Annotated in this window: 27 protein-coding genes; 16 read left to right on the forward strand and 11 right to left on the reverse strand. The window is 65.6% G+C overall.

Annotated features, from left to right (window positions below):
- Positions 1 to 29 precede the first annotated feature (29 nt).
- The 3 genes from VH571_RS07180 (at position 30) to bla (ending at position 4224) form a co-directional block, all read left to right on the forward strand.
- Positions 30 to 2573 carry an ATP-binding protein gene (locus tag VH571_RS07180; RefSeq protein WP_423264021.1) on the forward strand — a complete coding sequence of 848 codons (2544 nt, stop codon included), beginning with the start codon at positions 30 to 32 and terminating at the stop codon, positions 2571 to 2573.
- On the forward strand, positions 2570 to 3253 hold the full coding sequence (locus VH571_RS07185) for a response regulator (RefSeq protein WP_423263920.1): 684 nt from the start codon (positions 2570 to 2572) through the stop codon (positions 3251 to 3253). Before VH571_RS07180 ends, VH571_RS07185 begins: the two co-directional genes overlap by 4 nt.
- Before the next feature lie 146 nt (positions 3254 to 3399).
- A complete protein-coding gene (bla, locus tag VH571_RS07190; protein WP_423264022.1) occupies positions 3400 to 4224 on the forward strand; it encodes a class A beta-lactamase in 825 nt (274 codons plus the stop codon).
- 176 nt (positions 4225 to 4400) lie between these two features.
- Here bla and VH571_RS07195 read toward each other — a convergent pair whose 3' ends face one another.
- Both VH571_RS07195 and VH571_RS07200 read right to left on the reverse strand, forming a co-directional pair.
- Positions 4401 to 5297, reverse strand: coding sequence for an NAD-dependent epimerase/dehydratase family protein (locus VH571_RS07195; RefSeq protein WP_423263921.1), 897 nt, complete (start codon positions 5295 to 5297; stop codon positions 4401 to 4403).
- The gene (locus tag VH571_RS07200; RefSeq protein ID WP_423263923.1) at positions 5294 to 6904 is read right to left on the reverse strand and encodes an ABC-F family ATP-binding cassette domain-containing protein; all 1611 of its coding nucleotides are present in this window, start codon (positions 6902 to 6904) and stop codon (positions 5294 to 5296) included. Before VH571_RS07200 ends, VH571_RS07195 begins: the two co-directional genes overlap by 4 nt.
- Positions 6905 to 6994: 90 nt before the next feature.
- Between VH571_RS07200 and VH571_RS07205 the strand changes: the two genes are divergently transcribed.
- A complete protein-coding gene (locus tag VH571_RS07205) occupies positions 6995 to 8011 on the forward strand; it encodes a bifunctional methionine sulfoxide reductase B/A protein (RefSeq protein WP_423263924.1) in 1017 nt (338 codons plus the stop codon).
- Between the two features lie 138 nt (positions 8012 to 8149).
- Here VH571_RS07205 and VH571_RS07210 read toward each other — a convergent pair whose 3' ends face one another.
- Positions 8150 to 8437, reverse strand: a complete 288-nt coding sequence (locus tag VH571_RS07210) for a hypothetical protein (protein WP_423263926.1) — start codon at positions 8435 to 8437, stop codon at positions 8150 to 8152.
- Positions 8438 to 8555: 118 nt separating this feature from the next.
- A complete protein-coding gene (locus VH571_RS07215) occupies positions 8556 to 8741 on the reverse strand; it encodes an HPF/RaiA family ribosome-associated protein (protein ID WP_194606524.1) in 186 nt (61 codons plus the stop codon).
- Between the two features lie 210 nt (positions 8742 to 8951).
- On the opposite strand from VH571_RS07215, the gene VH571_RS07220 reads away from it, so the two are divergent.
- Together VH571_RS07220 and VH571_RS07225 are read left to right on the forward strand one after the other, a co-directional pair.
- Positions 8952 to 9440 (forward strand): DUF1877 family protein, encoded by a 489-nt coding sequence (locus VH571_RS07220; RefSeq protein WP_423263927.1) that lies wholly within the window; start codon positions 8952 to 8954, stop codon positions 9438 to 9440.
- 331 nt (positions 9441 to 9771) lie between these two features.
- Positions 9772 to 10107 (forward strand): hypothetical protein, encoded by a 336-nt coding sequence (locus VH571_RS07225; protein ID WP_423263928.1) that lies wholly within the window; start codon positions 9772 to 9774, stop codon positions 10105 to 10107.
- Here the strand turns inward: VH571_RS07225 and VH571_RS07230 are convergent.
- Together VH571_RS07230 and VH571_RS07235 are read right to left on the reverse strand one after the other, a co-directional pair.
- A complete protein-coding gene (locus tag VH571_RS07230; RefSeq protein ID WP_423263930.1) occupies positions 10091 to 10771 on the reverse strand; it encodes an SDR family oxidoreductase in 681 nt (226 codons plus the stop codon). The two genes, VH571_RS07225 and VH571_RS07230, sit on opposite strands and share 17 nt — an antisense overlap.
- Before the next feature lie 67 nt (positions 10772 to 10838).
- Positions 10839 to 11471, reverse strand: a complete 633-nt coding sequence (locus tag VH571_RS07235) for a TetR family transcriptional regulator (RefSeq protein ID WP_423263931.1) — start codon at positions 11469 to 11471, stop codon at positions 10839 to 10841.
- Between the two features lie 195 nt (positions 11472 to 11666).
- Here VH571_RS07235 and VH571_RS07240 point away from each other — a divergent pair, with 195 nt between their 5' ends.
- Complete coding sequence (locus VH571_RS07240) at positions 11667 to 11921, forward strand: hypothetical protein (protein WP_423263932.1); 255 nt, start codon at positions 11667 to 11669, stop codon at positions 11919 to 11921.
- Between the two features lie 31 nt (positions 11922 to 11952).
- On the opposite strand, the gene VH571_RS07245 is transcribed toward VH571_RS07240, so the two are convergent.
- Entirely contained in the window at positions 11953 to 12906 is a 954-nt protein-coding gene (locus VH571_RS07245; RefSeq protein ID WP_423263933.1) for an ABC transporter substrate-binding protein, read from the reverse strand.
- Between the two features lie 116 nt (positions 12907 to 13022).
- On the opposite strand from VH571_RS07245, the gene VH571_RS07250 reads away from it, so the two are divergent.
- Genes VH571_RS07250 through VH571_RS07260 form a run of 3 tightly spaced genes read left to right on the forward strand, consistent with a single transcriptional unit; the run spans position 13023 to position 15930 of the window.
- The gene (locus VH571_RS07250; RefSeq protein ID WP_423263934.1) at positions 13023 to 14036 is read left to right on the forward strand and encodes a FecCD family ABC transporter permease; all 1014 of its coding nucleotides are present in this window, start codon (positions 13023 to 13025) and stop codon (positions 14034 to 14036) included.
- On the forward strand, positions 14033 to 15076 hold the full coding sequence (locus tag VH571_RS07255; RefSeq protein WP_423263935.1) for a FecCD family ABC transporter permease: 1044 nt from the start codon (positions 14033 to 14035) through the stop codon (positions 15074 to 15076). The genes VH571_RS07250 and VH571_RS07255 overlap by 4 nt, the downstream gene beginning before the upstream one ends.
- Before the next feature lie 59 nt (positions 15077 to 15135).
- Positions 15136 to 15930, forward strand: a complete 795-nt coding sequence (locus VH571_RS07260; protein ID WP_423263936.1) for an alpha/beta fold hydrolase — start codon at positions 15136 to 15138, stop codon at positions 15928 to 15930.
- Between the two features lie 8 nt (positions 15931 to 15938).
- On the opposite strand, the gene VH571_RS07265 is transcribed toward VH571_RS07260, so the two are convergent.
- On the reverse strand, positions 15939 to 16196 hold the full coding sequence (locus VH571_RS07265; protein WP_055963154.1) for a DUF6458 family protein: 258 nt from the start codon (positions 16194 to 16196) through the stop codon (positions 15939 to 15941).
- A 196-nt stretch (positions 16197 to 16392) separates the two neighbouring features.
- Here VH571_RS07265 and VH571_RS07270 point away from each other — a divergent pair, with 196 nt between their 5' ends.
- Entirely contained in the window at positions 16393 to 17148 is a 756-nt protein-coding gene (locus VH571_RS07270; RefSeq protein WP_423263937.1) for an SDR family NAD(P)-dependent oxidoreductase, read from the forward strand.
- Positions 17149 to 17157: 9 nt separating this feature from the next.
- The gene (locus tag VH571_RS07275; protein ID WP_123942884.1) at positions 17158 to 17625 is read left to right on the forward strand and encodes a MarR family winged helix-turn-helix transcriptional regulator; all 468 of its coding nucleotides are present in this window, start codon (positions 17158 to 17160) and stop codon (positions 17623 to 17625) included.
- Between the two features lie 199 nt (positions 17626 to 17824).
- Here VH571_RS07275 and VH571_RS07280 read toward each other — a convergent pair whose 3' ends face one another.
- Together VH571_RS07280 and VH571_RS07285 are read right to left on the reverse strand one after the other, a co-directional pair.
- Positions 17825 to 18421: an LON peptidase substrate-binding domain-containing protein gene (locus VH571_RS07280; protein ID WP_423263938.1), complete on the reverse strand. Its 597-nt coding sequence runs from the start codon at positions 18419 to 18421 to the stop codon at positions 17825 to 17827.
- A 98-nt stretch (positions 18422 to 18519) separates the two neighbouring features.
- Positions 18520 to 19791, reverse strand: coding sequence for a Fic family protein (locus VH571_RS07285; protein WP_423263939.1), 1272 nt, complete (start codon positions 19789 to 19791; stop codon positions 18520 to 18522).
- A 720-nt stretch (positions 19792 to 20511) separates the two neighbouring features.
- Here VH571_RS07285 and VH571_RS07290 point away from each other — a divergent pair.
- From VH571_RS07290 to VH571_RS07305, 4 genes are all read left to right on the forward strand, one after another.
- Entirely contained in the window at positions 20512 to 20751 is a 240-nt protein-coding gene (locus tag VH571_RS07290; protein ID WP_423263940.1) for a helix-turn-helix domain-containing protein, read from the forward strand.
- A gap of 185 nt (positions 20752 to 20936) precedes the next feature.
- The gene (locus VH571_RS07295; protein WP_423263941.1) at positions 20937 to 22547 is read left to right on the forward strand and encodes a hypothetical protein; all 1611 of its coding nucleotides are present in this window, start codon (positions 20937 to 20939) and stop codon (positions 22545 to 22547) included.
- A 373-nt stretch (positions 22548 to 22920) separates the two neighbouring features.
- Positions 22921 to 23634 carry a hypothetical protein gene (locus tag VH571_RS07300; protein ID WP_423263942.1) on the forward strand — a complete coding sequence of 238 codons (714 nt, stop codon included), beginning with the start codon at positions 22921 to 22923 and terminating at the stop codon, positions 23632 to 23634.
- A gap of 184 nt (positions 23635 to 23818) precedes the next feature.
- Positions 23819 to 24298 carry a hypothetical protein gene (locus VH571_RS07305; RefSeq protein WP_423263943.1) on the forward strand — a complete coding sequence of 160 codons (480 nt, stop codon included), beginning with the start codon at positions 23819 to 23821 and terminating at the stop codon, positions 24296 to 24298.
- A gap of 81 nt (positions 24299 to 24379) precedes the next feature.
- Here the strand turns inward: VH571_RS07305 and VH571_RS07310 are convergent, their stop codons facing one another.
- Complete coding sequence (locus tag VH571_RS07310; protein ID WP_423263944.1) at positions 24380 to 24946, reverse strand: hypothetical protein; 567 nt, start codon at positions 24944 to 24946, stop codon at positions 24380 to 24382.
- Between the last annotated feature and the right edge of the window lie 103 nt (positions 24947 to 25049).

Below are 25049 nucleotides of genomic sequence, written 5' to 3' on the forward strand. Positions count from 1 at the left end.
TGGGTGTTCGACGAGAGGTGGGGGTGAGCGTGAAGAGAGGGCAACTCCGCGTGTTGCTCGGCGCCGCCCCCGGTGTCGGCAAGACCTTCACCATGCTCGAAGAGGGCGCGCGACTGAAAGCCGAGGGGCGAGACGTCGTCGTGGCTGTCGTCGAGACGCACGACCGGGCTGCGACCGCCGCTCTCACCGACTCACTCGAGATCCTCCCCCGAGTGGTCTCGCGGCATCGCGGAGTCGAGCTCACCGAACTCGACGTCGCCGGGGTGATCGCGCGCCGCCCGAGCCTCGCCCTGGTCGACGAACTCGCCCACACCAACGCCCCGGGCAGTCGCAACGAGAAGCGCTGGCAAGACGTGCTCGACCTGCTCGAAGCGGGCATCGACGTCATCTCGACCGTCAACGTGCAGCACATCGAATCGCTGAGCGACGTAGTGGAGCAGATCACTGGGGCACCCCAGCGCGAGACGATCCCCGACGCCGTGCTCCGTTCGGCCGACCAGATCGAGGTGATCGACCTCGCCCCGCAGGCTCTCCGCGATCGCCTCGCGGAGGGCAACGTGTATCCCGCCGCCCGCATCGACGCCGCCCTCTCCAACTACTTCCGGCTCGGCAACCTGACCGCCCTCCGCGAGCTCGCCCTGCTGTGGCTGGCCGACGAGGTGGAGTCGTCGCTCAAGGCCTACCGGGCCGAGCACGGCATCGACAGCAAGTGGGAGGCCCGCGAACGCGTCGTCGTGGCCCTGACCGGCGGCCCCGAGGGCGACACCCTCATCAAACGCGGCGCCCGGATCGCCGCCCGCTCGGCGGGAGGCGATCTCATCGTCGTGCACGTCAGCCGACAGGACGGCCTCGCCGAAACGCACCCCGGCGCGCTCGCCTCGCAGCGTGCGCTCGCGGAGAAGCTCGGCGGCAGCTACCACCAGGTGATGGGCGACGATGTGCCGCGCGCTCTGGTCGAATTCGCGAAGTCGATGAACGCCACCCAGCTCGTGATCGGGGTCAGCCGACGCTCACGACTGGCCGCAGCGCTGTCGGGCCCCGGCATCGGCGCCACGGTGATCCGCGAATCCGGCGCCATCGACGTGCACATCGTCTCGCACGCCCGAGCGGGTGGCCAGTTCACGCTCCCCCGCGTCGGCGGTGCTCTGACGCTCCAGCGCCGGCTCATCGGCCTCGCCCTGACGATCGCGCTCGGGCCGCTCGTGACCTGGCTCCTCACGGCGCTCCGCTCCGACGACACCCTCACCAGCGACGTGCTCGTCTACCAGCTCCTCGTCGTCGTGATCGCCCTCGTCGGCGGCATCTGGCCGGCCCTAGTCGCCGCCGTGCTCTCCGGGCTCACCCTGGACTACTTCTTCGTGCAACCGATCCACAGCGTGACGATCGATCAACCGTTGCACTTCATCGCCCTGGGCCTCTACGTGGTCAACGGCCTGCTCGTCTCGTACGTCGTCGACCAGGCGGCCCGCCGATCCCGATCTGCCGCCCGAGCCCTCGCCGAATCCGAGCTCCTCGCTACCGTCGCCGGGAGTGTGCTGCGCGGCCAAGACGCCCTCGAGGCCCTCGTGTCACGCACCCGCGAGGTCTTCGGCCTCACCAGCGTGCGAGTGCTCGCCGATGGCGAAGTGGTGTCGGAGTCCGGGCAGCCCGACCGCGACGACCGAATCACGACGGTGCCGGCCGGGTCACACGGCTCGCTCGAGCTCCGCGGGCCCACCCTCGCCGCCACCGAGCAGCGTCTGCTGGGCGTCATCGCCACTCAGGTCGACGCCGCCCTCGAACGATCCGCCCTCCGGCAGGCGGCCGACGAGGTTGCCCCCCTCGCCCAGGCCGACCAGATGCGCACCGCGCTGCTCGCCGCGGTCGGCCACGACCTCCGCCGACCACTCGCCGCCGCCACGGCCGCCGTAACGGGCCTCCGCTCCCCCGGTGTCGAGTGGTCGGCTGCCGACCGCGACGAACTCCTCACGACCGCGAGCGAGAGCCTCGACTCGCTCGCCACCCTCGTCACCAACCTGCTCGACGTGTCGCGGGTGCAGGCCGGCGTCCTCGCCGTGTCACTCGCCGCGGTCGACGTCGACGACGTGGTTCTCGGGTCGCTCGACGAACTCGGCCTCGGCCCCGACCGGGTCGAACTCGGACTGGCCGACTCCCTTCCTCCGGCGCTCGCTGACGGGGTGCTCCTGCAGCGGATCGTCGTCAATCTGCTCGACAACGCGATTCGCCACGCACCGCCGTCGACGAGGGTCCGCGTCGCGGCGAGCGAGTTCGGCGGACGAGTCGAACTTCGGGTCGCCGATCACGGCCCGGGGATCTCGAAGGAGCGTCGAGACGAGGTGTTCGTTCCGTTCCAGCGACTCGGCGACACCGACAACACCACGGGGCTCGGGCTCGGGCTCGCGCTGTCTCGGGGGTTCGCGGAGGGCATGGGCGGTACGCTCGACGCCGAAGACACACCGGGAGGTGGGCTCACGATGGTGGTGTCACTTCCCGTGGCGGCTGGCGCGGAGTCGAGCGACGGTGGGCCCGGATCCTCGGCTTCGCCCGCCCCCGAAAAGGAGCCTGACGCATGAAAATCCTCGTGGCCGACGACGACCCGCAGATCATCCGGGCCCTGCGAATCACCCTCGGCGCCGCCGGATACGAGGTGGTCACCGCTGCCGACGGCGCCGCCGCCCTCGCGCAGGCCATCTCGCAGCACCCCGACATCGTGATGCTCGACCTCGGCATGCCGCACCTCGACGGGGTCCAGGTCGTTCAGGCGCTGCGGGGCTGGTCGCAGGTGCCGATCCTCGTCGTCTCGGGCCGCACCGGTGCCGCCGACAAGGTCGACGCTCTCGACGCGGGCGCCGACGACTACGTGACGAAGCCCTTCGCCATGGACGAACTGCTGGCCCGCATCCGAGCTCTCACCCGTCGGCTCGCGGGGCCGAGCGAGTCGCCGACTGTGCGTCTCGGCGACATCGCCATCGACATGGCGTCGCGCGTCGTCACCGGGCCGGACGGCGCGATTCGACTCACTCCGACCGAGTGGCGCCTGCTCGAGCTGCTCGTGCAGAACCCGGGCCGGCTCATCACGCGGGAGGCCATGCTCACCCAGGTGTGGGGTCCGTCGCACGCCCGAGACACCGGGTACCTCCGCCTGTACCTCGCGCAGCTGCGCAAGAAGCTCGAACCAGTGCCGGCCAGCCCGCGCTACTTCGTCACCGAGCAGGGCATGGGATACCGATTCGTGCCGCAGGGGCTCGTGTGAGACGGCGCGGCAGCGCGATCGCCGCCAGCGCGCTCGTCGCGGCCGTGCTGCTGACCGGCTGCACGGCGGGTGGGCAGGGGGCGAACGACACCGAACCAGCATCGGTATCGGCCTCCGCACCCGATGCGGCGGGCACGACCGCGCCGATGCCGACCACGACCCCGGCAACGACCACTCCGTCGACGAGGGCCGCGTTCTCCGCTCTCGAGAACAAATACGGCGCACGACTCGGTGTCTTCGCCGTCGACACCAGCGCCCCCTCCGGCAGCGAGACGACCATCGCCTACCGCCCCGGCGAGCGCTTCGCCTTCGCCTCGACCTACAAGGCCCTGGCCGCCGGCGTCCTCTTCAAACAATCGACCGAAGCCGAGCTCGACCACACGATTCACTACACGGAGAGCGACCTCGTCGACTACTCCCCCGTCACCGAGAAGCACGTTGCCAGCGGCATGACCGTGCGCGAGATCATCGCCGCCGCTCTCCAGTACAGCGACAACACCGCCGCCAACCTGATGCTCGATCAGCTGGGTGGCCCCGCCGGGCTCACCGAATCGCTCCGCTCGCTCGGAGACACGACCACCAGGGTCGACCGTCCCGAACCCGGCGTGAACGAGGCAATACCCAAGGATCCGCGCGACACCACGACACCCGCAGCCATCGCGGGCGACCTCCGCTCGTTCCTCCTCGGCGGTGCGCTCGCTACCCCGCGCCGCTCCGAGATGACCACCCTGATGCTCGGCAACACCACCGGCGCGCCCTGGATCCGCGCGGGAGTGCCCTCGACGTGGAAGATCGCCGACAAGACCGGCAATGCGTCGTACGGCACGCGCAACGACATCGCCGTCGCCTACCCGCCGGGGCACGCGCCGATCGTCATCGCACTGCTCAGCGATCGAGGCACGGTCGACGCTACGAGCGACGACGCGCTGCTGGCCGACGCCACTCGCGTCGTCGTGGGCGCGCTCGAGTAGTCCCGCTGCCGGCCCCGCCGTCAATTTGAGAGCGATTCGGCCTATCGCCGCCACGCTCGCCCGGATCCGCGCGGCCGAGATTTATGATCACTCGCAAATTGGCGGCCCGGCGGCCTGACAGCCGGCGGCCTGACAGCCGGCGGCCTGACAGCCGGCGACCGAAGCACGCCCCGGCCCTAGGGGTGCCTCACCCCGTCACCCGCGAGCACAGCGCGGTAGCCCTCGCGATAGGTCGGGTAGGCAAACTCGAAACCCGTGGAATGCAGGAGGGCGTTGTCGCAGCGCTTGTCTCCGGCTGCTCCCCTGGCCATCTCGGATCCTTCGCTCGGTTCGTCGACATCGAGCTCGGCGGCGATGAAGCGCAAGACGTCGGAGAGGGGCGCCGACTCGTCGTCGACCCCCAGCACGACCGGAGGAGGCGTGGCAACGTCGAGGGCGAGGTGCACGATGGCCGCCGCCGCGTCGTCGCGGTGGATGCGGTTCGTGTGCGGCGAGTTGCGCGGGGCGTGAGCGCCCTGGCGCACCTGGTCGATGAGACGCTCGCGGCCGGGGCCGTAGATGCCGCCGAGGCGGAGGGAGACGGACTTCCAGCCCGACGCGGCGGACCGGGAGGCGAGCAACTGCTCGGCCTCGAGCAGGATCGCGGCGGTGGGGCCCGACGCCGTGGCCGGGGTGTCTTCATCGACCACGCTGCCGTCGGCCACGTCGTAGACGGCCGTCGAGGAGACGAAAACGATACGCGGCGACGCCCCCGAGGCGGCGACGGCATCGAGCACGTGCCGGAGCCCGTCGAGGTAGGTGGCGCGATAGACGTCGGGGTCTCGGCTGCCGGCGGCGAGCGCGACGACGACCACGGCGGTATCCGCCGGGATCACGGGTGCGTCGACCGAGAGGTCGAGGCTCTGCCGGTCGAAGGAGCCGGGCAGCAGGTCGGCCTGGCGTCGGATTCCGACCACTCGCAGGCCTCGGTCGGCGAATCGGAGGCCGGCCTCGGTGCCGAGGTCGCCGGATCCTGCGATAACTGCCGTTCGCGGGGCAGCAGCGCCCGGGAAACGATGCGACGAGTCGCTCATGCGGCGCTCATCTCGAGCTCGGAGGCGGCGGCCCCGTCGGCACCGAAGACGAGGCGACGGTTCGCGACCTTCTCGGCGAAGAAGCGATCGTGGCTGACAACGATGACGGCGCCCGGGAAGTGCTGCAGAGCCCGCTCCATCACCTGCGTGCTGGCGAGATCGAGGTGGTTGGTCGGCTCGTCGAGGAGCAGGACGGACGCGCCCGACAGCAGACACTGGGCCATCGCGACTCGCGCCCGCTGACCTCCCGAGAGGGTGCGGATGCGGCTCTGCAGGTCGGCCTCCGAGAACTGGAACATCGTCAAGAAGCGTCCCACCGATTTGCGCGTGGCGGTCAGCGCGAGACTGTCGGGCATCGCGTTGACCGCGTGAGTGACCGTGTCGTCGCCGTCGAGCTCGTCGAGCATGCGGTTGTACGAGACCACCTTCGCTCCGGCGGCCCAGTTCGCCGAACCGCTGTCGGCCTTCTCGTCACCCGTCAACACGCGCAGCAGCGTGCTCTTGCCCGAACCGTTCGAACCGAGCACCACGATGCGATCGCGGCGCCGCACCTCGAACGAGACGCCCTCGAACAGCGTTCGATCGCCGTAGCTCTTCGCGAGCCCCTCGATGCGACCGAGGACGTCTTTGACGTGCAGGCCGCCGTAGATCTCGGTGATGATCTGGTCGACGGGTCGCGGCGTGCGAGCTTTCTTGATCTTCGAGAGCTCTTTCGAGAGCCCTGTACCGGCCTTCGCCGCCTTGACCGCCTCTCGACGGTCGGAGATCCCCTCCGACTCGAACGCGAGCAACTCCGACTCGTGAGCGAACTGCTGCTCGAGCGTCTTCAGCCGGAACTGCTTCTGCACGATGTACTCGCCGAAGTTGCCGGGGTACTCGTGCAGATGGAAGTTCTCGACCTCGACGATGCGGGTCGCGATCGCGTCGAGGAAGCTCCGATCGTGCGAGACCACGATGGCGGCGCCCTTGAAGTCGCGGAACCAGGCCTCGAGCCACTCCACGCCCGCGACGTCGAGGAAGTTCGTCGGCTCGTCGAGGAGGAGGACGTCAGGATCCTGCAGCACGATCTTCGCCAGGGCCGCCCGGTTGCGCCACCCGCCCGAGAGGTCGTCGATCGCGCTCGTCCGGTGCGCGTCGTTGAACCCGAGCACGCTGAGCGCCGTGTCGATGCGGCGGCCGTACTCCCAGCCGTCGAGGCGGTCCATCTCGGCGAAGAGCTCGGACTGGCGCTCGATCAGCGCGGTCAGCTCGTCACCGCCGTCGGGATCCATCGCCACGACGGCAATCCGCTCATCGATGGTGGCCAGCTCGGCCTCGATCGCGCGGATGTCGGCGAAGAGGGCCTCCAGCTCGGCGACGATGGTGAGCGTGCCGTCGAGCTCAGAGAACTGCGAGAAGTAGCCGACCTTCACACCCTGCTCGACAGTGACCGTGCCCTCGTCGGGTTCGACCTGCTCGAGAATCAGCTTCAGCAGCGTCGTCTTGCCCGAGCCGTTGCGCCCGATCAGGCCGACCCGGTCACCGGAGTCGAGCTTCAGGAAAGCCTCTCGCAGCACGGGACGGTTCTCGAAGCGGACGGAGACGTCGTTCAGACGGATGAGACTCATAGGCGACAGTCTGACAGGAGCGCCTGCGCGGGAACTTTCTGGGCGCCCTCGGCGTTGGGGCGTGTAGACCGACAGACACAAGGAGGCACCGTGTCGAACGATTACCGCAAGACCCCCGAAGCTCTCGAGAAGCTGACGCCGCAGCAGTATCGCGTCACTCAGAAGAACGGCACCGAACCCGCGTTCCGCAACGAGTACTGGGACACCCACGACGACGGCATCTACGTCGACGTCGTCACCGGCGAGCCCCTCTTCTCGTCCATCGACAAGTACGACAGCCACACCGGCTGGCCGAGCTTCACCAAGCCGATCGAGCCCGCGAGCGTCACCACCAAGACCGATCGCAAGCTGTTCGTGAAGCGCACCGAGGTCAGGTCGGCCTCGGGCGACAGCCACCTGGGTCACGTCTTCCCCGACGGCCCGCTCGCGACCGGCGGCGACCGCTACTGCCTGAACTCCGCCGCCCTCCGCTTCGTCCCCGCCGCCTCGCTCGAGGCCGAGGGATACGGCGCCTACTCAGCCCTGTTCACACCGAAGGAGAACCCCATGACCGACACCAGTGCCGCAACAGTCACGGCAGCACACCAGGATCCGGCTCCCGCCACGACCGAGACCGCCCTCCTCGCCGGTGGTTGCTTCTGGGGCGCGCAGCAGCTGCTCCGCCGCCGGCCCGGCATCATCTCGTCGCGCGTCGGCTACTCCGGCGGCTCGGTGGAGAACGCCACGTACCGCAACCACACCGGCCACGCCGAGGCCGTCGAGATCGTCTTCGACCCCGCGGTGACGTCGTACCGCGAGATCCTGGAGTTCTTCTTCCAGATCCACGACCCGTCGACGAAGAACCGCCAGGGCAACGATGTCGGAGACAGCTACCGCTCGGCGATCTTCTACACCTCCGACGAGCAGAAGAGCACCGCGCTCGACACCATCGCCGACGTGAACGAGTCGGGCCTCTGGCCGGGCAAGGTCGTCACCGAGGTCACCGCCGCCGGACCGTTCTGGGAGGCCGAGGAAGAGCACCAGGACTACCTCGAGAAAGACCCCTTCGGCTACACGTGCCACTTCGTGCGGCCGAACTGGCGTCTGCCGCAGCGGAACGCCGCGTAGTCGCTTCTAGGCGCTGAGACCGGCGCCGGCACCGACGAGGCCGGGTCGCATCACCTTGCGAGGTGCATGCGATCCGGCCTTTCGTGCGCCAGGGCCCAGTGTGGAGCGCGGCTCCGCCGGATCCTGCGCCCTGGTCAGCTAGAAGCCGACGCGGCGCTGCTGCTGCGGCGGCTCGCCGAATCCCGGCAGACCGAGCGACGAGAAGTCGGGCACGGGGATCTCGGGAAGCGGCGGAATCTCGCCGTCGTTCACGACGATGGGTGCGCCGGGAGTCCAGAGCACCCACGTCGCGTTTCCGTCGGCATCGAGGAGGTCGAATTCGGCGGGCTCACCGGCGGCTGCTGCGTGGCGCAAACCGTCTTTGACCTCGACGAGTTGGGCGTCGCTGATGGCGATTTTCTGACCGGAGAAGACGATGTGCGGCATAGGCCGAGCGTAGGCCGGGCTGGTTCGTTCGGGCCGCCGAGATCGCAGTTGAGGTCGGGTGGCGGCGACCACTACTGCGATCTCGGCGCGGAGCCGTTCTTGCAGCGCCAACCTGGGCTCAGCTCGACGGAGCGAAGAGCCTCGACTGCTCAGACGACGACGTGACCACCGTGCTGACCGCGACACTGCCGAGGGGCATCGAGTCGAGCGCGCGACGGATAGCAGTGCGGCGATCTTCGCTCGTCGCCGAGACGTTCATGACAGCGCCGTTGGCGAGACGCGCCTGGATTTCAACGTGGAACACTGGGCGGCCCTCCTAGGTCGGTGGTGTCTAAGAGAAGTGTGCCCGTTCGAGCCCAAACCGAGAAACGTGAACTGACCCATTGCTTTCGGTACCGATGTGTGCCTGGGCGGCTCATGCGTCCTCGTCTCCCCAGTTGCCGCTTGCGTTCTCCGCTTTGCACCCTGGGGAGAACGCCCGCAGGATCCGGCACGGGTCGTCAGGATTTTCGGCATGGGAATTCGTTACTACGCCTATCCGATCCTCGCCTCCGACATCGATCTCGCCCGCCGTGACCCGGTCGGCTACCTCAACTCGCATCCCCTCGTCGACGACGACAAACCGTACGACGAGCAGCTGCGCCTCTACCTCGACAAGTCGTGGCGCGACCTACAGGAGCTCTTCACGGTGCCGCACTGCTCACCGGCCGAGTGGGGAATGGATCTCGTTCGCGGCAACGTCCACTACGACAGCGGTTTCGCTTATCAGCCGCACTACGCCGTGCTCACTCCGGAGCAAGTCGCGACCGTCGCGACCCAGATCGCACGCTTCGACAAGGTCGATGTCCTCGCCATGTACGTCGATGGCGGGCGAAGCCATGTGCGTGAGACGGGCCGGATCCGCGACTACACGAGCTACGTCGGGCACTTCCTGGCAGAAGCGCAGAAGTTCACGGCCGCCTGCGCGGAGGCCGGCTACGGCGTGATCTACACGATCGGGTGACCTTCATGTCCGCCGATCCGTGGGTATTCGGAACGACGCAACTCATCACGGTCGGGGTTGCCGGCCTCGCGTTCGTCGGAGTGGCTCTGACTGCCACATTGCGCTGGCGCGCCGACCGGAGCGACGAGCTCTGGCGACGTATGAAGTGGGCCTTCGATCAGTGCTGGCACGAGAAGGCAAGCGCGCGGTCCGTCGGTCGCTTCGCTTTGCAGTCATTCATCGTCAGCGCCCATGATCCAGACCATCCTCAGCCTCCGACAGCGGTTCCAAGCTACGATTTAGTGCTTATAAGACGGGTGCTCGATACCCTAAGAGAAATGGAGGAGCTCTGATGGAGGAGTGGGAGATCGCCGATGCACGGCTCGCCGTCACGGTCTGCCAGGCCCTCAACGAGCCGCTGCCCGGCTGGGTCGCCGAACTCGCAAAAGTGAAGACGGGCAACATTCCCGACTGCACCATGGAAGAGTTCCGACTGTCACTGCCCGACACCGTGCCGAAATACGCTGACATCGTCTATTGGCGTCGCGTGCCCTGGTGGAAGGTCTGGAAGCGCTGTCAATTCGAAGATCGGCCTCCCGAACGGCTAACTAAGAAGAAGCGGAAGGCGGCGCTTGAGCAGGCGGCTGCTGAGCATGACAATGCCGAACCGGCTAAAACGCCGAGCTAGGCAGATCCTTCTCGTCTTCGGCGATCGCCCGGACGATGCGTTTCGCCACGTCATCGGGATCGAACCCGGCGCCCAGAGCGGGAGCCGTACCTGCGATGGGGTGCTGAGAGAGTTCGGTGCCAATATGGCCGGGCCGGGCGTCGAGCAGCCGGATGCCCTGGCGCCGATACTCGCGAGAGGCGGCGGTCATGAACGCCGCGAGGCCCGCCTTCGCCGCCGAATAGGCAGCCATGCCCGCCGTCGGAACCTCGGCGACGATGCCGCTCAGCGTGACGATAAACGGCGAACCGCCCGACTTCGCCGATTCGGCGAGCGCCGGCGTCGCCGCCCTGATGAGCCGAATCGGAGCCTGGAGGTTCACGTCGATCAACTCGTCGAGGGTGGCGTCGTCGATCTCGCCCGCCGGGCCGAAGGCGACCACGCCGGCGGCCACCACGACGCCATCGAGCCGCCCGTGGGCTTTTAGGGCCGCGGCGACCAGCGAGGCTCCCCCCTCGGGCGATCGAAGGTCGGCCAGGTAGGCGCCGTCGCCGCTGAGACGTTCCGCGCTCCGGCCACCGCGTACGACGACCGCACCCGCCTCGGCAAGCTCCCGCGAGATTCGCGACCCGAGGCCTCCCGACGCTCCGACCACGAGAACGACCGCACCGCTGATGTCTGTCATTGCCCGCACGGTACCCGCTGCGGTGCCGGAATGCCTGGCCCGCGGGCGACTCGCCCTCCAGGCCTGGTCAGGGGTGTTCGGAAGCGAGCGGTGTGATGCCAGACACGACGCTCTCGGCGTCGGTGATCCCGATGGACTGGAAGAGGGGAACCCACAAGGCTTTGAGACGCACCTCGACACCCGGGCCACCCGGAGTCGGGAGGGCGCCGAGCACCCCGAAGGTGGCGTTGACGACGAGTTGTGCGGCGGCCTCTGAATCACCGAGAGGCGAGGATCGCGACCCGTCGAGTTCGGCCTCGATCTGGTCGCGGGCGAAGCGGTACCAGTCGTACCCTTCGGGCACCTCGATGTCTGCCCGCCGCAGCTCGTGAAGGAGCCGAATCGATCCGGCGGCGACCGGGCACTCCTGAGCGTTGAGCGCCGACGACAGCAGCATGGTCGCGAGCTTCTCGACGCCTCGCGATGCCGGGATCGCGTCGTCGAAGCGCTGCCATCGGGCCTGCTGATCAGTGATCACAGCCACGGCGAGACTGTGCTTCGACGGGAAGAGGTGGTAGCCGATGGCCGACTTCGGCTTGTTCATCGCCGCGGCAACACCCGAGAACGACGTGCCCTCGTACCCGTGCGCCGCGAATTCGGCACCGGCCGCCTCGACGATCTCCTGTCGAGCGCGGGCCATTCCTGCTTGGCGTTGATTCATGGAACCCCTCAGACGAGCGCTGCTCCGGGTCTTTCGATTCCCGGTCCCTCACTATACGATCATCTATGTCAGACGATCGTCTGGGATAACTGCGGCGATTCAGCGCGGCGACTCCTCGTGAGAAATGAGCCCGAAGATATGAGCGCGGAGAAATGAGCCCACAGATATGAGCGCGCAAGAATCGAGCGCGGTGAAATGACCCCACACCGCTATTCGCCTCACGCCGAGGTGTTCCGCAGCCTGGCCACCGGGCAGCCGATCCGCGTGTCGTGCACCTGCGATATCGCCCGCGACCACACCCACTTGGAATACCGAATGGCCCACCCGGGGCCGCCCGACCAGCTGAGAAGCGCTGCGGAGTCGATTCGCAGCTACCTCGCCTCCTGGAAGACGGCATCCGTCGCGTCCCGGTCCACTCGGCGGCAGGTGCCGACCGACTGGACCGGGTAGGTGATGCAGGCCGCGACGACGCCGTGACGATCTACCCCAGCGTTTTCTTCAGTTGCTGAAGCACGGCACGGGCCGCAGTCGGGCCCACATTCAAGAAGAACGTGTCGTCGTCGACCGCGACGGCGTGCTTGGCCGACACCGCAGTGAGGGTCGGCCAGAGCGGCAAGCCGGTGAGTTCGGTCTCGTCGCCACCCTGGACGCCGTAGAAAACCCAGTCACCGTCGGCCTGCGACAGCTGTTCTGCGGAGATATCGACCGAGGTGTCGTCGGTGAACGCCTGGGTCGACGGGCGAGCGAGTCCGGCGTCTTCCGCGACGGAGCCACTGAACGAGGCGACACCGAAGACCCGGGTGCGATCGGCGCTCTTTCGAAGGAACGAGACGGCCGGATCAGCGTCGACGCTGCGACCGAAGGCGGCGGCGTCATCCTGGTAGTCCGTCAGCCACGCCTCGGCCTGCTGCGTTTTACCGACGGCATCGGCAAGGAGAAGGAAGTCCTGTTTCCAATACTTCCCCGTTCCCTGCGTGGCGACGGTCGGGGCGATGGCGGTAAGACCGGCGTACAGGCCGGCAGCATCCTTCCCGGCGATGTTCATGAGGATCAGATCCGGGTCGACGTTCGCGATCGCTTCGAGGTTGGGTTCGAAGCGATTGCCGACGTCGACGACATCGGCCAGCTGCGAAGCCTTCGCCGGGAACGCCTCGGTGAGGTACGCGGGGACGAGGTCGGCACCGTCGCCCGAGGTCGAGGCAGCAGGGGTGAGCCCCAGCGTGAGCAGGGCATCCGCCTGCCCGGTCGAGATCACGACGATCTTCTTCGGCGCCGACGGAATGGTGGTGGAGCCCTCGAAGTGGGCGACCGTTCGGGGAAAGACCCCGTCGTCGGCATCGCTGCCCTTCCCTGCGGGCATGGTGCGCGGCGTCGTCCAGGAGCCATCGCCCTGCGTCGCGGCCGACTTCTCGCTCGTGGCCGAAGCGCCAGACACCTGCGCACACCCGCTGAGAGAGAGTGTCGTGGCCGTGACGATTGCAAAGACTATGGCAACAGGTGAGGTCGTTCTTTTCATCATGAAGTTAGCTTAGGCTATCCTAATTACTCGTGATGCCTGATGAACGACTCCGCCCTGCCTCGGGCCCTCCTCGGGAGGTAATCCGCATCGTTTCCCTCGGGGCGCTCGCTATCGGCTTCACCGTCGCGAGTCTCCTGGTGGGATCGGGCGAGCTGGGCCCCGGGCAGGTGATGCGGGGCCTCCTGGCCCACGACTCGACGTCGGCGTCGATCATCGTCTGGCAGTTGCGCCTCCCCCGCACCCTGCTCGCTGTTCTGATCGGAGCAGCCCTCGCCGTCGCGGGAACCGTCATTCAAGCCCTGACCCGCAACCCCTTGGCCGAACCGGGTCTGCTCGGCATCAACGCTGGTGCCGCTCTCGCGGTCGTGACCGGAATAGCGGTCTTCGGCGGCGGTTCGGCTCTCGCTTCCACCTGGTTCGCTCTCGTGGGCGCCGCCGGCACAGCACTCCTCGTGTTCGTCATCTCCACTCGCCGATCCCGGGCCTCCCCGACTCGACTGCTCCTCGCCGGCGTCGCTCTCGGGGCGAGTCTGAGCGCACTAACCGGCATAGTGATCCTGCGCGACGCCACCGCTTTCACGACCTTCAACTCGTGGGTGGTGGGGTCGCTGACGTCGCGAGGCATGGACGTCGTGGTCACCGTCGCGCCGTTCTTGACGCTCGGGTTCGCTCTCGCCCTCCTGTCCGGGCGCACGTTGAACGTGCTGACGCTGGGAACCGAGCAGGCGACATCCCTCGGCATCCCTGTTCGCCTCGCGGTCGGAGCCGCCGTGCTGTCGGTGACGCTGCTGTGCGGGGCGGCGACCGCGGCGGTCGGCCCGATCTCGTTCATCGGGCTCGTCGTTCCTCACGTCAGTCGGCTGATCTGGGGAGCCGACCAGCGTCGGATCCTGGCCTCGAGCCTCGTCCTGGGGCCCGCGCTCCTCCTCGCCGCCGACATCGTCGGCCGCATCATCTCGTTTCCGGGCGAAATCGAGGCGGGTATCGTCACGGCGTTCATCGGCGCACCGGTGCTGCTCTTTCTCATCGCGCGGCGAGCCTCGTGAGCGGCTTCTCCCGCCGCCGCGCTGTGCGGATCGGCGGCCTGTCGGTGGTCATCCGGCCGAGGGTGATCGGCGTGACCGGGATCCTCGCGCTCGTCGCTCTGTCGATCGCAGCGCTGTCGGTGGCCACCGGCACCTACCGGCTCGAGCTGTCCGGTGTCGTCGATGCCCTCACGGGCGGCGGAACCGCGACCGCCCGCTACCTCGTCGTCGAGCAGCGCCTGCCCCGCGCCGTGGCCGCACTTCTCGTGGGCTGCTGCCTCGGCGTCTCGGGGGCGCTCTTCCAGAGCGTCTCGCGCAACCCGCTGGGCAGCCCCGACATCATCGGTTTCACGACCGGGGCGGCCACCGGCGGGCTCGTCGTCATCCTCCTGACACCGTCGCCGTCGGCCCTGTCGATTGCCGGGGGAACGATTGTCGGAGGCCTGGCCTGCGCCACCGTCGTTACTGTGTTCGCCGCGGCACGACGCTTCTCGGGCGACCGCCTCATCCTGGGCGGCATCGCCGTCGCCGCACTGCTCGCCTCGGTCAACGACTACGTGATCAGCCGGGCCCCTCTCGAATCGGCCGAGGCGGCGCGCGCGTGGAAGTACGGCAGCCTCAACCTGATCACCTGGGATCGAATCGTCCCTCTCGCGGCCTGTCTGCTCGTCGCCTCGGTCGTCGTGGTCGCGATTGCCCGCCCGGCAGGAATCCTCGAACTGGGCGACGATCTCGCCATCGGCCTGGGCGTGCGCACCCGACTGCAGAAGCTGATCATGGTGGCGGCTGGAACGATCCTGGCGGCCGCGGCGGTCTCGACTGCCGGTCCGATCGGATTCCTGGCCCTGGCAGCACCGCGTCTCGCCCGTGCCGCGACAGGCTTCTCGTCGGTCGGCCTTCTCCCGTCGGGGGTGATGGGGGCTGCCCTCCTCGCGGCGAGTGATCTGGCGGCGCAGCGGATCCTCGATCCGTTCCAGATTCCGGTCGGGCTCGTCTGCTCGGCCCTCGGCGGCTTCTACCTGCTGTGGATGGTCGGTTTCGCGAAGACCGCCGACGGCTGACCGCAGTGCCCTCGAGATCCCGTGCGGGTCTAGCCTGATCGAGACCACGAGAGGGCGACATGGCTGACACCACGCGGGGAACGATCGAGCTGCAGGGCGCGACGATCGCGTTCTCGGAACAAGGATCCGGCCACACCGCCGTCTACGCCCACGGTCTTTCGGGCAGCCGAGCGCAAGTGTCTCGACTCGGCGTCCCCGATCTGTCCGGCGTCGTCGACACCAACCGGCTCGTCACCTACGACGCTCGCGGTCATGGCGAGTCGACCGGCGCTGCCGACCCGGCCTCGTACACCTGGTCGTCGCTCGCCGACGATCTACTCGAACTGCTCGACACGTTCTCGCCCGACGAGCCCGTCGCCGGCATCGGCACGTCGATGGGGACGGCAACGTTGCTCTTCGCCGCGCTCAGACGGCCGGAGCGCTTCAGCCGCCTCGTGCTCACCGCACCGCCGACCGCCTGGGCGACGCGGGCCGGGCAGACAGACGTCTACCGCCAGATGGCCGACCTGGTGGATGCGCGCGGCACCGGCGTGCTGGCCGGGATGATGGCGGCAGCGCCTGTCCCCGAGCTGTTCCGCGACATTGCCGGCTACCCGCCGGAACCCGATGTCCGACCCGAGCTCGCGGCGTCCATTTTTCGCGGAGCGGGCTCGTCCGACCTGCCGTCACCCGACGACCTCCGGGCGCTCGACCTTCCCGTGCTGCTTCTGCCCTGGGCTACCGACCCCGGGCACCCGGTGTCTACGGCCGAGATCCTGGCGTCACGCCTGCCGAATGCCGAGATGCGAATCGCCTCGTCACCACCCGAGCTGGCCGGGTGGCGCGAGGCGATCCGCGACTTCGTCGCCGTCTAGCGGGTCACTCAGACGAGCGGGCCGCCGTCTTCGGTCGAACGGCGCGTGACACGCTCGCCCGTCGCCGAGTCGATGCCCGAGCGCGAGGTGGTGGTCACCTGACGGCGACGGCTGAGAAGCACGATTCCGAGGATGATCCCCAGCGCTCCCGCTGCCATCAGAATGTAGCCGATCAGGTGGATGTTGACGCCGGCGACCGTGAAGTCGACGGCGAACGCCAGAATGGCGCCGATAACGAGCAGGAAGATTCCTCCGCCGAGACTCATGGTGTTCCTTTCGTCGGGGTGACCTCGATTTCGAGGTTCAGAGGAAACCTATCGGGGCACGGCCCTCCGCGCCCACTCACGCGCGCTGCTGAGCAGCCCGGCCCGCTAGCTCTCGGGGGACTTGACGTTTCGTTTGCTACCTGACAATAATTGTGAGGTAGCAAACGAATTATCATCGAACATGAAGGAGGGCGCCATGCCCACGGAACGCATCGCACTGGTCACCGGAGCAAATCAGGGAGTCGGCAAGCAGGTGGCGAAAGAGCTCGCCGAGCACGGGGTGACCGTGCTGGTCGGGTCACGTGATCTGGCGAAAGGCGAAGCGGCGGCTGCCGAAATCGGAAGCGGAGCCCACGCGATCCAGCTGGACGTCACGGATCCTGCGTCCATCGCATCCGCGGCCGGCACCATCCGCGAGCGCTTCGGCCGCCTCGACCTCCTCGTCAACAACGCCGGAATCTCGAACACCCTCGGTGCGGGCCTCACCCCGGAGCAGAACGCGGCGCAGTCGACGGCCAGCCAGGCGTCGCTCGACGAGATCCGCGCGGTGTGGGAGGTCAACGTCTTTGGCGTCGTCGCGGTCTACCAGGCGATGCTGCCGCTGCTTCGCGACGGTATCGATGCCCGCATCGTGAACGTGTCGAGCGGCGTGGGCTCACTGGCGTCGAACGCCGACCCGAGCTTCCCGTACCGCGCCATCTTCGGTCCGGTCTACCCCGCCTCCAAGGCGGCGCTGAACGCGATGACCCTGGCGATGATGATCGAGCTCGAGGGCACCGACATCAAGGTCAACCTGGTCTCCCCCGGTTTCACGAGCACGGCGCTGAACAACTTCGCCGGCACCGAATCCGTCGAAGACGGCTCGCGCGAGGTCGTCCGCGTCGCCCTGTTCGGGCCGAACGACCCGACCGGCACCTTCACCCGCTGGGAGGACGCCACGATTCCGTGGTAACCATGTCGGGTGCCTGACGAACCCCAAGACCAACACGACTCGGTCGGAGCGTGGGCGAAGAAGTACTACCTCACCTCCCGCGCTCTGATCGAGTCGGTTCTGCGCGAGCACGACCTCGGGCCGACCCAGTGGTACGTGCTGTACCAGCTCGCCAATGTCGGTGCGACGAAACAGCGCGACCTGAGCCAGCTGCTGAACATCGAACGGGCGACCCTCAGCGGCGTCGTCGCGACGCTCGTGCGCAAGGGCCTCGTGGCGCAGGTGGCCGACGAGGTCGACCAGCGGCAGCGCATCCTGAGCATCACCGACGCCGGGCGTGCGCTGTGGGCCGAGCTTCCGGATCCTGTGGGGCGTGCGACGGCTCTGTCGTTCGACGGTGTCGATGCCGCTGACCTGGAGGTGGCGCGGCGGGTGCTGCGGGAGGCGACGCAGCGGCTCGTGGAGCACATGGCGGGGCCTGGTTCGGCTGGCGCTTAGCTCCGGTTGCTGATCCTTTCGGAAGGAACATCGGGCCTCTGCTCCTTCTCAAAGGAGCGTTTACTCACCGATCTCCTCGCTGGAATGACGACCGGCGTCACTTCTCCTGCTCAGCGTCGCGCGGCTCCTTTCGAGAGGACGTCCTTGTCGTCCTCAGTCGACGCGGAACCCCAGAGGTGGTGCACCGTAGCGACAAGCCTCACTCGGCGGACCAGAGCTCTTCGGCCTCGAGGGCCAGATCGATCAGCTGACGCAAGAGACCCCCCAGCGTCGTCGACCTCAACAGGGTGTAACTGTCGTAATCACCCAGCGGGGCGATCGCCGCAAGCTGCCAGACGGCGGCGACGGGATCGTCCGACAGCTCGATGTCGTCATCCGACATGGGCCCCGCGGCTCGGGTGATCAAGCGGCGGACCACTGCTTCGGCCTGGTCCCGCAGGGGTGCGAGCTTCTCGGACCACTCGAGATCGGGAAGCATCGAGAGCTCGGCCTGCGGGTACGGGTCTTCGTCGACCCAGCGCTCGACCGTGAACCGCTTGGTCCCCAGGCCGACGATGAACAGGTCGTCAGCACCCGCGGCGGCGCTCACGAGACGCGCCATTGTCCCGACCGAGGCGCGCTGGTCGCCACCCCCGGCCTCTGGTCCGCGCTCGATTAGGACGACGCCGAACTCGGGTTCCTCCTCGTCGAGCAAGCGGCCGACCAACGTGAGATACCGCGGCTCGAAGATCCGCAGCTGGATTGGCATGAAGGGGAACAGCACTGATCCGAGCGGGAACATCGGTGAGACGGCCATACCTCAGTGAAGCACCGCGGGCGGAGGGGTGGCAGGTGCCCAGAGAGCGGTCGACCACACCTCGAGAGAGGCCTAGTTGTTGAGACGGAACTCCGCTGCTAGCCCTCTCGTAACGTCCCGAGAGCGTCACCCGGAGGGACCGGTGGGCCCTGACGCGGCTTCTTGTTGGCCGTGTCGCCACCCCCGACTCGATTGCTCCGTTCAGTCAGGGCAACGAGGGCCAGATGCTTGTCGGCAGTCCAGCAGACGAGACGACCCTTGTGATCTTTGCTCCGCCCAAGGATCCGGGCGTCCGCCAACTGGGTCAGAGCATTGTTCGCCGCCACCCGCGAGACACTATGCGCCTCGGCCACCGAGTCGATTGTGACGACCGGGTCCCTCGACAGTCGACCCAGAATCTTGAGGACGACAGCGTCTGCACGGGGAGACTCCGGAGCCAGCCCTTGCGATCGTCGGTAGGCGAGGAGTTGCTGCAGCAGTGCGTCGTCGAGTCGTGCGATGTCGTCGGCAAGGCGAACGGCATTCGAGGCCGCGATCTCTGTCGCCTGAGCGAAGCCGATGACCCAGGCGTCGACATTCCTCGCGCGGTAGGAGGTGAGGCCGGCGATGTATGCGTCGACGTCGCCGGCGAACACCGTGCTGATCGGAACGAGGATGTGCCGCAGGGCATCGGCGCGTTTCAGCACGGTGTGGATGAGGGCACGGCCCGTGCGGCCGTTGCCATCGATGAAGGGGTGGATTGTTTCGAACTGCGCGTGCGCCAGGGCGGCACGAACGATGGGGTTGCCGCCGGTCTCGGTGAGAAAGGCCGTCAGGTTGGCCAGTAAGCGCTCGACCTCCGTCTCGGGGGGAGGTACGAAATCGGCGCGAAGAGGTGACCACCCGTTGCCGCCGACCCAGTTCTGCTCGACCCGGATGCCCGGCGCCAACGAGGGCTCGATCACGTGTTGCAGGTGTTCCAGATCGGCCACCGCGATGGTTCGCTCGCGATCGGCCAGTGCCTCGATCGCCTCCTCGGTCGCCCTGACGTTGGCGACCACATCGAGAGCGACCCGGTTGCCCTGGCGGAGCAACTCCGCGATTGCGAGCTTCTTGGGGGTGACGCGATTTCCCTCGATCCACGACGACGAGATGCTCTCGGATCGAATGAGGAGGTGATTCAGGTAGCGGCCGCGGGTGCCAATGCGTTCATCGGCACGAGAGAGGACCGCGAGCGCGTCGGAGGCAGCCTCTTCTGCCTCTCGTGAGAGGCGGGGCAGCTCGGGCGGCAACTCCTCGGGGACGTAGGCGCGATAGCGGCCCGGCGCTCGATCTCTCCGGCTCAGGTGCGCCGCGTCTTCCGGGCTCCACAGGAGGTCGACGTAGTACATGGGTGCACCGCCTAGCCTTGCCGGATTCCGGGTCAAAACAACTTTAGCTTGCCTAAAGTTGACATCCCTTCGCCGATAGACCGAACCTGTCGGTCCGCCGACGACAACGCCCACGAAAAGCCGATGCGGTACGATCAGCTAGTTGTTGAAGCGGAACTAAGCCTGCGTTGTTGACCACACCCGCCTGACCTCAACACCGTTGATTTTTCGGGGTTTAGCCCGGTACTTCCGGTTGTGGATGCGAGTCGGTGATTGGGACTTTTGCGGCACGCGTGAGGCACGGTCGCTCACAGCCGCTTCGCTGGCGGGAGCCCTGCTACTGGAACCAGCAACACCCGACCTTCTTCGTTCGAAGACTTAAGCTCTGTCAAACCACTTGGAAATCGGTCCAGATTCGGTAGCAAACACCCACTTCCAAGTAATCGACTCTCAAATGTGGCAGAGCGTGGTCGGGCTGTGCTTCCGCGAGCCCAGGACTCAGGATATGACTACAACAGACACTCTCCGATTTGAGCTGGCACGTCGCGTAAATCACTCGCGCGTCCGAAGGTTTTTGTCCGTGTCGGAGCTATTTCGAATGACTGACATTCCTCGGACCACGCTAGGCAGGCAACTTCGAGGGGAGCGGGGAATTGACCTCCCAGATTTGATGGCCCTCGGCACAGCGCTGAAAGTCAACTTCGTCGACTGGCTGCCGACTGAGCTCAGGAACCAATGCTGATGCCACTAGAAGAGGTCAACTCCTTGGAAGCAACGGCCGACTACCTCAAAATTTCTCCGGAGGTGCTTCGTCGGATGGCTAGGAGCCAGCAGATCGGCGCGATGAAGATTGGTGCGAAGTGGCTTTTCCCGCTGGCCGTAATCGAGGCGTACGTGGAGCAGATAACTCGACCGCAGATCGATCGGCACCGAACTGGGATGACGCCACAGAGTCGCGAGCGATTGCGCCGGACGAATTGACGATCGGTCACATTCCTACTCCTGGGTAGGAAGGCGGCGCAAAAGCGGGGCTCTGATTCTCGGAGAGGTCATCAGAACCAGATATAAGCCTGAAGCATCATCTACGGACGCAAAAACGGGGCCGACATTATGTCGGCCCCGTTTGACAAGGCGAGAGTCGTTGACTCTCCCCATAGAATACGTGGATGAGCGCGCCGAGTCAATTTATCCTCGAACCGATTGTCGTCGATCGCATTCGAGAACTGTGTGACCCGAGTGCGCCCTGGTTTAGATCGCTGTGGACTGTCGGGACTGTGACGGCTCTGCTTGAGGTCGTGGAGTCGGTCAATGCAACCTGGGACAACGTCCTAACGAACGACGGCGCGATGGCGGATTTCAAGAAAAACGCGATGTCATTGGTTAAAGGCGACCTTGGACTAGGTTCCGAGGTGGTGCGAGAGAAGTTGCGGCTCATAATCATCAAACTCAAGCCCGAGTCCACGAACGAGGGACGAACCGCTCTTGCCGAACTAGAACAGTTCATAACTCGATGCCGACTTCCGTACCTAGAAAACTGGGCCAGCGCGATCGAATCGGGGCAGGTGGCCGACCAACAATTTGAATCGATGTGCCGATCACTTGCCAGCCATCTCCTTGACGATGGACTTCACCCCAAGCATCTCGTCGGCTGGATCGACAAAAGAAGGGGAAGCCTGAACGCAGTCGAACTAATTCGCGAAGCCAAGCTGCTGGCAAACGCGCAGATGAAGACGTACGAATTCGCCGTGCCCTTCGTGAAGATGTCGAGGGAGGTTCGCAATTCTCTGGACAAGGGGCATCTCATGGCAGTTGCTGACTTTGAAGCTCTGTATTATTCCTGTGAAAACAGCGTCAAGTCAGGTCCGCTTGTATCTGCACCTCAGTGCGTTCTCAAAGTGTCTTTTCAGGCAAAGGACCCCCACTCGGCCCTCGATTCCGTCCGTGAGTGGGCTAAACGAGTCGCGTCTCGCGCAGCTCTCGCAACTGCGAGTCTTGGCGTAAACCTTAACGACCAAGTCGTCGAAATAGGCGCGAAGAAGATTTGGGCTCTCGCGGACCAGGACCTACTTCGGGTGCCCTCCATTCTTCGCGAAAACGCGGTTGACGCGATCGACGACTCTGCCCAGTCAAAGCAGCTTGATGATGCACTAGCCATGCTCGCGCCTCACCTTCAGAGCACCGCCGGCGTTTCGGCGGCCACCCTTTGGGCGGCTTGCGAAGGTCTCCTGGGGCGCGTGCAGTCGAACGGCCACAGTGTCGCCGATCGACTTGCTGACGTCGTTGCGTGCTCATTTATTCGCGAAGAACTCTTTGAATTGGTAAAGAGGTGGCGACAGGAGACGCGGGGCTCATCCGGGCCAGACATCCGCCATGGAACGACATTTGAGCAGATGACAGTCATGGTCGATCACATTGTGAGTAGCGGTGATCCCGGGTTCAAACGACCGGAAGAACAGGCTGCCGTTGCCCGCATTCACGAACTTGCCACATCCTCGGCACCAACGGTTAAGAGGGTGCGTGCCTACCTACAGACAGCTTTCCGGAGGCTTTACTACCAGCGAAACTTTGTGATGCACTCGGCGAAGTTCGACTCTGTTTCCCTCTCCATGACGTCGCGTATTGCCCCCAGACTCGTGGCCGCTGGTCTCGACCAGATCGTTAATGCCCATTTCAGGTCAGGAAGTGTGCCACCGCTGGGACTCGCTGCGCGTGCAGCCATCGAATTGGATCTTGTCGGCCAACCAGGGGGTAAGCACATAGCTACGCTTCTCTCGTAGGAGTCCAGTGTCGGTCGCATAGGGCACCCTAAGGACCGTAAGCGTTCAGAGCAGCTTCGAGAACATAGGTCGAGCACTGTTCAGGCCTCCCCAATCACATCCTTACGCACACGGCTCGTTCGGCTTCTGGGTGGTCCAGGAGAAGCCGGCCCGCCTCTTCGGAGGGTGCTCGCTCGTTCAGAGCTTGGCGTGTACGTGATGGATTGCTACGCGTACTGCCGCGACGAAGGCGGGGAGCGACCGTGGCTCAAGACCTTTGCGTCCCTGAATTCTGCGGTGGCTTGGATGTTGCAGCACGAACGGGACATCCGAGACTTCATTGGGCGTTGCCAGCCGGAAGTCATTACCTAGGCCGTGGTTTGGAACTTGACTGATGTACGTCAGTCCCTGGATCGCCGCTGTTGTAGGCCGTATTGTTCGCGCTATGGGGTTGGACTCGTTTGCCGTTGTCGCTGCGTCGATTTTAGGTAGCAGTGGAGTGGCCGGACTTCTATCGGGTGGCATTGAGCTCGGTCGCCGGAACCGCCTCAGAAGATCTCTTTTCAAAACGACGGAACTTGCCTCCAAGCTCCCGCGAGGTACCAGCCGAACCGCCGTTGAGGGAGTTAGGGATCTGGAAGCGGCCCGCTATCTAGCTCTTACTCTCGTGGGCCTCCCGAGAATAGTGATCGGCTATGTGTTCAGTTTTGTGTGCATCGTCCTCACAGCATTCGGACTCGTCGGCATCTGGGTTTTCGCCTACCCAGGATCTGTGCTGAGCAGCGAGAACGCGAAGGATAAGCGAGCTGCTGTGAGCACAGCCACTGAATCGCAACTGCAGCAGCTTTCCCTTGCCTTTATAAGCGTGGCAGCGGTCTCGTTCGTGATCCTGTTCGCCCTTGCCATAGCCGCAACGACGCACGCGAATCGCGCTTATTTCATTCAGCTAATTCTGGGCGGGGCGTCCGTGGAGGCTGCGCAAGAGAAGATGAGACTTAGAGACCCTTCCATCGGCCAAATCTTCGGGGGCACGTTGCCGTGGGTGAAGGCCCGGTTTAGGACTTGGCGGGCGGCAAGAGGGGCGAGCCCGAAGCCCCGGAGCCGATGACTACTCCGGGGGCCCCTTAGTTGCGAGACGCCTCGCGACTGCCTCCGTCGAGCGACTCTCTGCGCGATGAACTCGGGAGGCTGATTCTGGTGAATGTGCGACCAAATCGGTGCCCTAGGTGAAGATCCTCGCTCACCCTGCTGAGCCACTAGCCGGTACTTCGCCTGAACGTCATACTCAGCTCATGTCATTCGAGAGCACAAGATCAGACGTCAGTTCTGCCCTATCAATCAGCCTGGACCAATGGGAGCCCCTTTCCTACGACAAGGACGCCTGGATTGGCGGTGGAATGCGCAATGTAGTCGACAGGGTTTCCTTCGCGGTGGGTGCCGAGTCGGTAAAGCGGGTAGTTGGCGAAGGGCATGCTGAGCTGCAAGATAACAGGGAGACTTGGGCCGGTAATTTTTTTGTTTTCACGGAATCCAGGTTTGTCGTCGTCGATAAGCCGATCGGCAACGCAGCGAGCGTCACCGTCTATCCGCGTAGTCGAATCACCTCGCTCAGTGTGGAATCAGCGAACATCAATGTCGATTCGGGAAGCATCATCGGTTTGAAGTTCCAAGCCACCTATCCAGAGGCAAGCGTGACGTTCGTGTCCCGGGGGAAGGCTGATGCGCCAGAGCTCGCAGAATTCCTAGAATCGCTTCTAGCTGACCTGTCCTAGGACGATCCAGATTCGTAGCTTCATCTGTTGCGGAAGAGGCGAAACCCCCAGGATCGGTTTAATCCTGGGGGTTTCGGGGCTCTAGCTCACCATGCCGACCATCTGTCGAGACAACTCACGTCCGAGTACGGTCGTGATCGTCTGCGGGTCAACTGCCTGAATCGGTGTGATGGTGTTTTGTTGCGTGAACTGGTTGCCACCAGGTGCAGCTTTGAGCGCGTCCACGATCGCCTTAGCGTCGAGGCCGCCACCTCCTCGCATGTTGACCGGTCGAACGTACCCGCCCTGTACGTAGCCGGGTGCGCCTGCCCGGTTCATGGCCTCGAGCATCATCCGGTTACGCGGGTTCGCGGTGGCCCGCGCGTTGGCGACGAACTCGCCAGCGTGGACGATGCCCGCCACCTGATTTACCGAGCCCACCCCGGTGTGACCGCCTGCCATGTATCCCTTGAGGCCGAGGCCCTTGCCGACGACCTTCCGAAGCAGCAGCCCTTGGGTCTTGAGCTCCGAGGTAATTATCTTGGCGTTCTTCCGAGCGTCAGTGAGCGCGGCCTGAGCAACCTTGATTTGTGGACCGTAGTTCGCATCGGCCACCTGTTTACCGATCGCGGCCGACGTTGACTGAACGGACTTGTAGTCGGCGTTCACCGACTTGATTCCAGCCCCCGAGAGCGCGTCAAAGGACTTAGCCATCCGCAATGCCTCGACGGGTGCGAGCCCTGCAATCTGAGCAATGAGAGCGGGGCTGAGG

Origin of the sequence: Frondihabitans sp. 4ASC-45 (assembly GCF_049472575.1) — a bacterium.
Lineage (GTDB): Bacteria > Actinomycetota > Actinomycetes > Actinomycetales > Microbacteriaceae > Frondihabitans.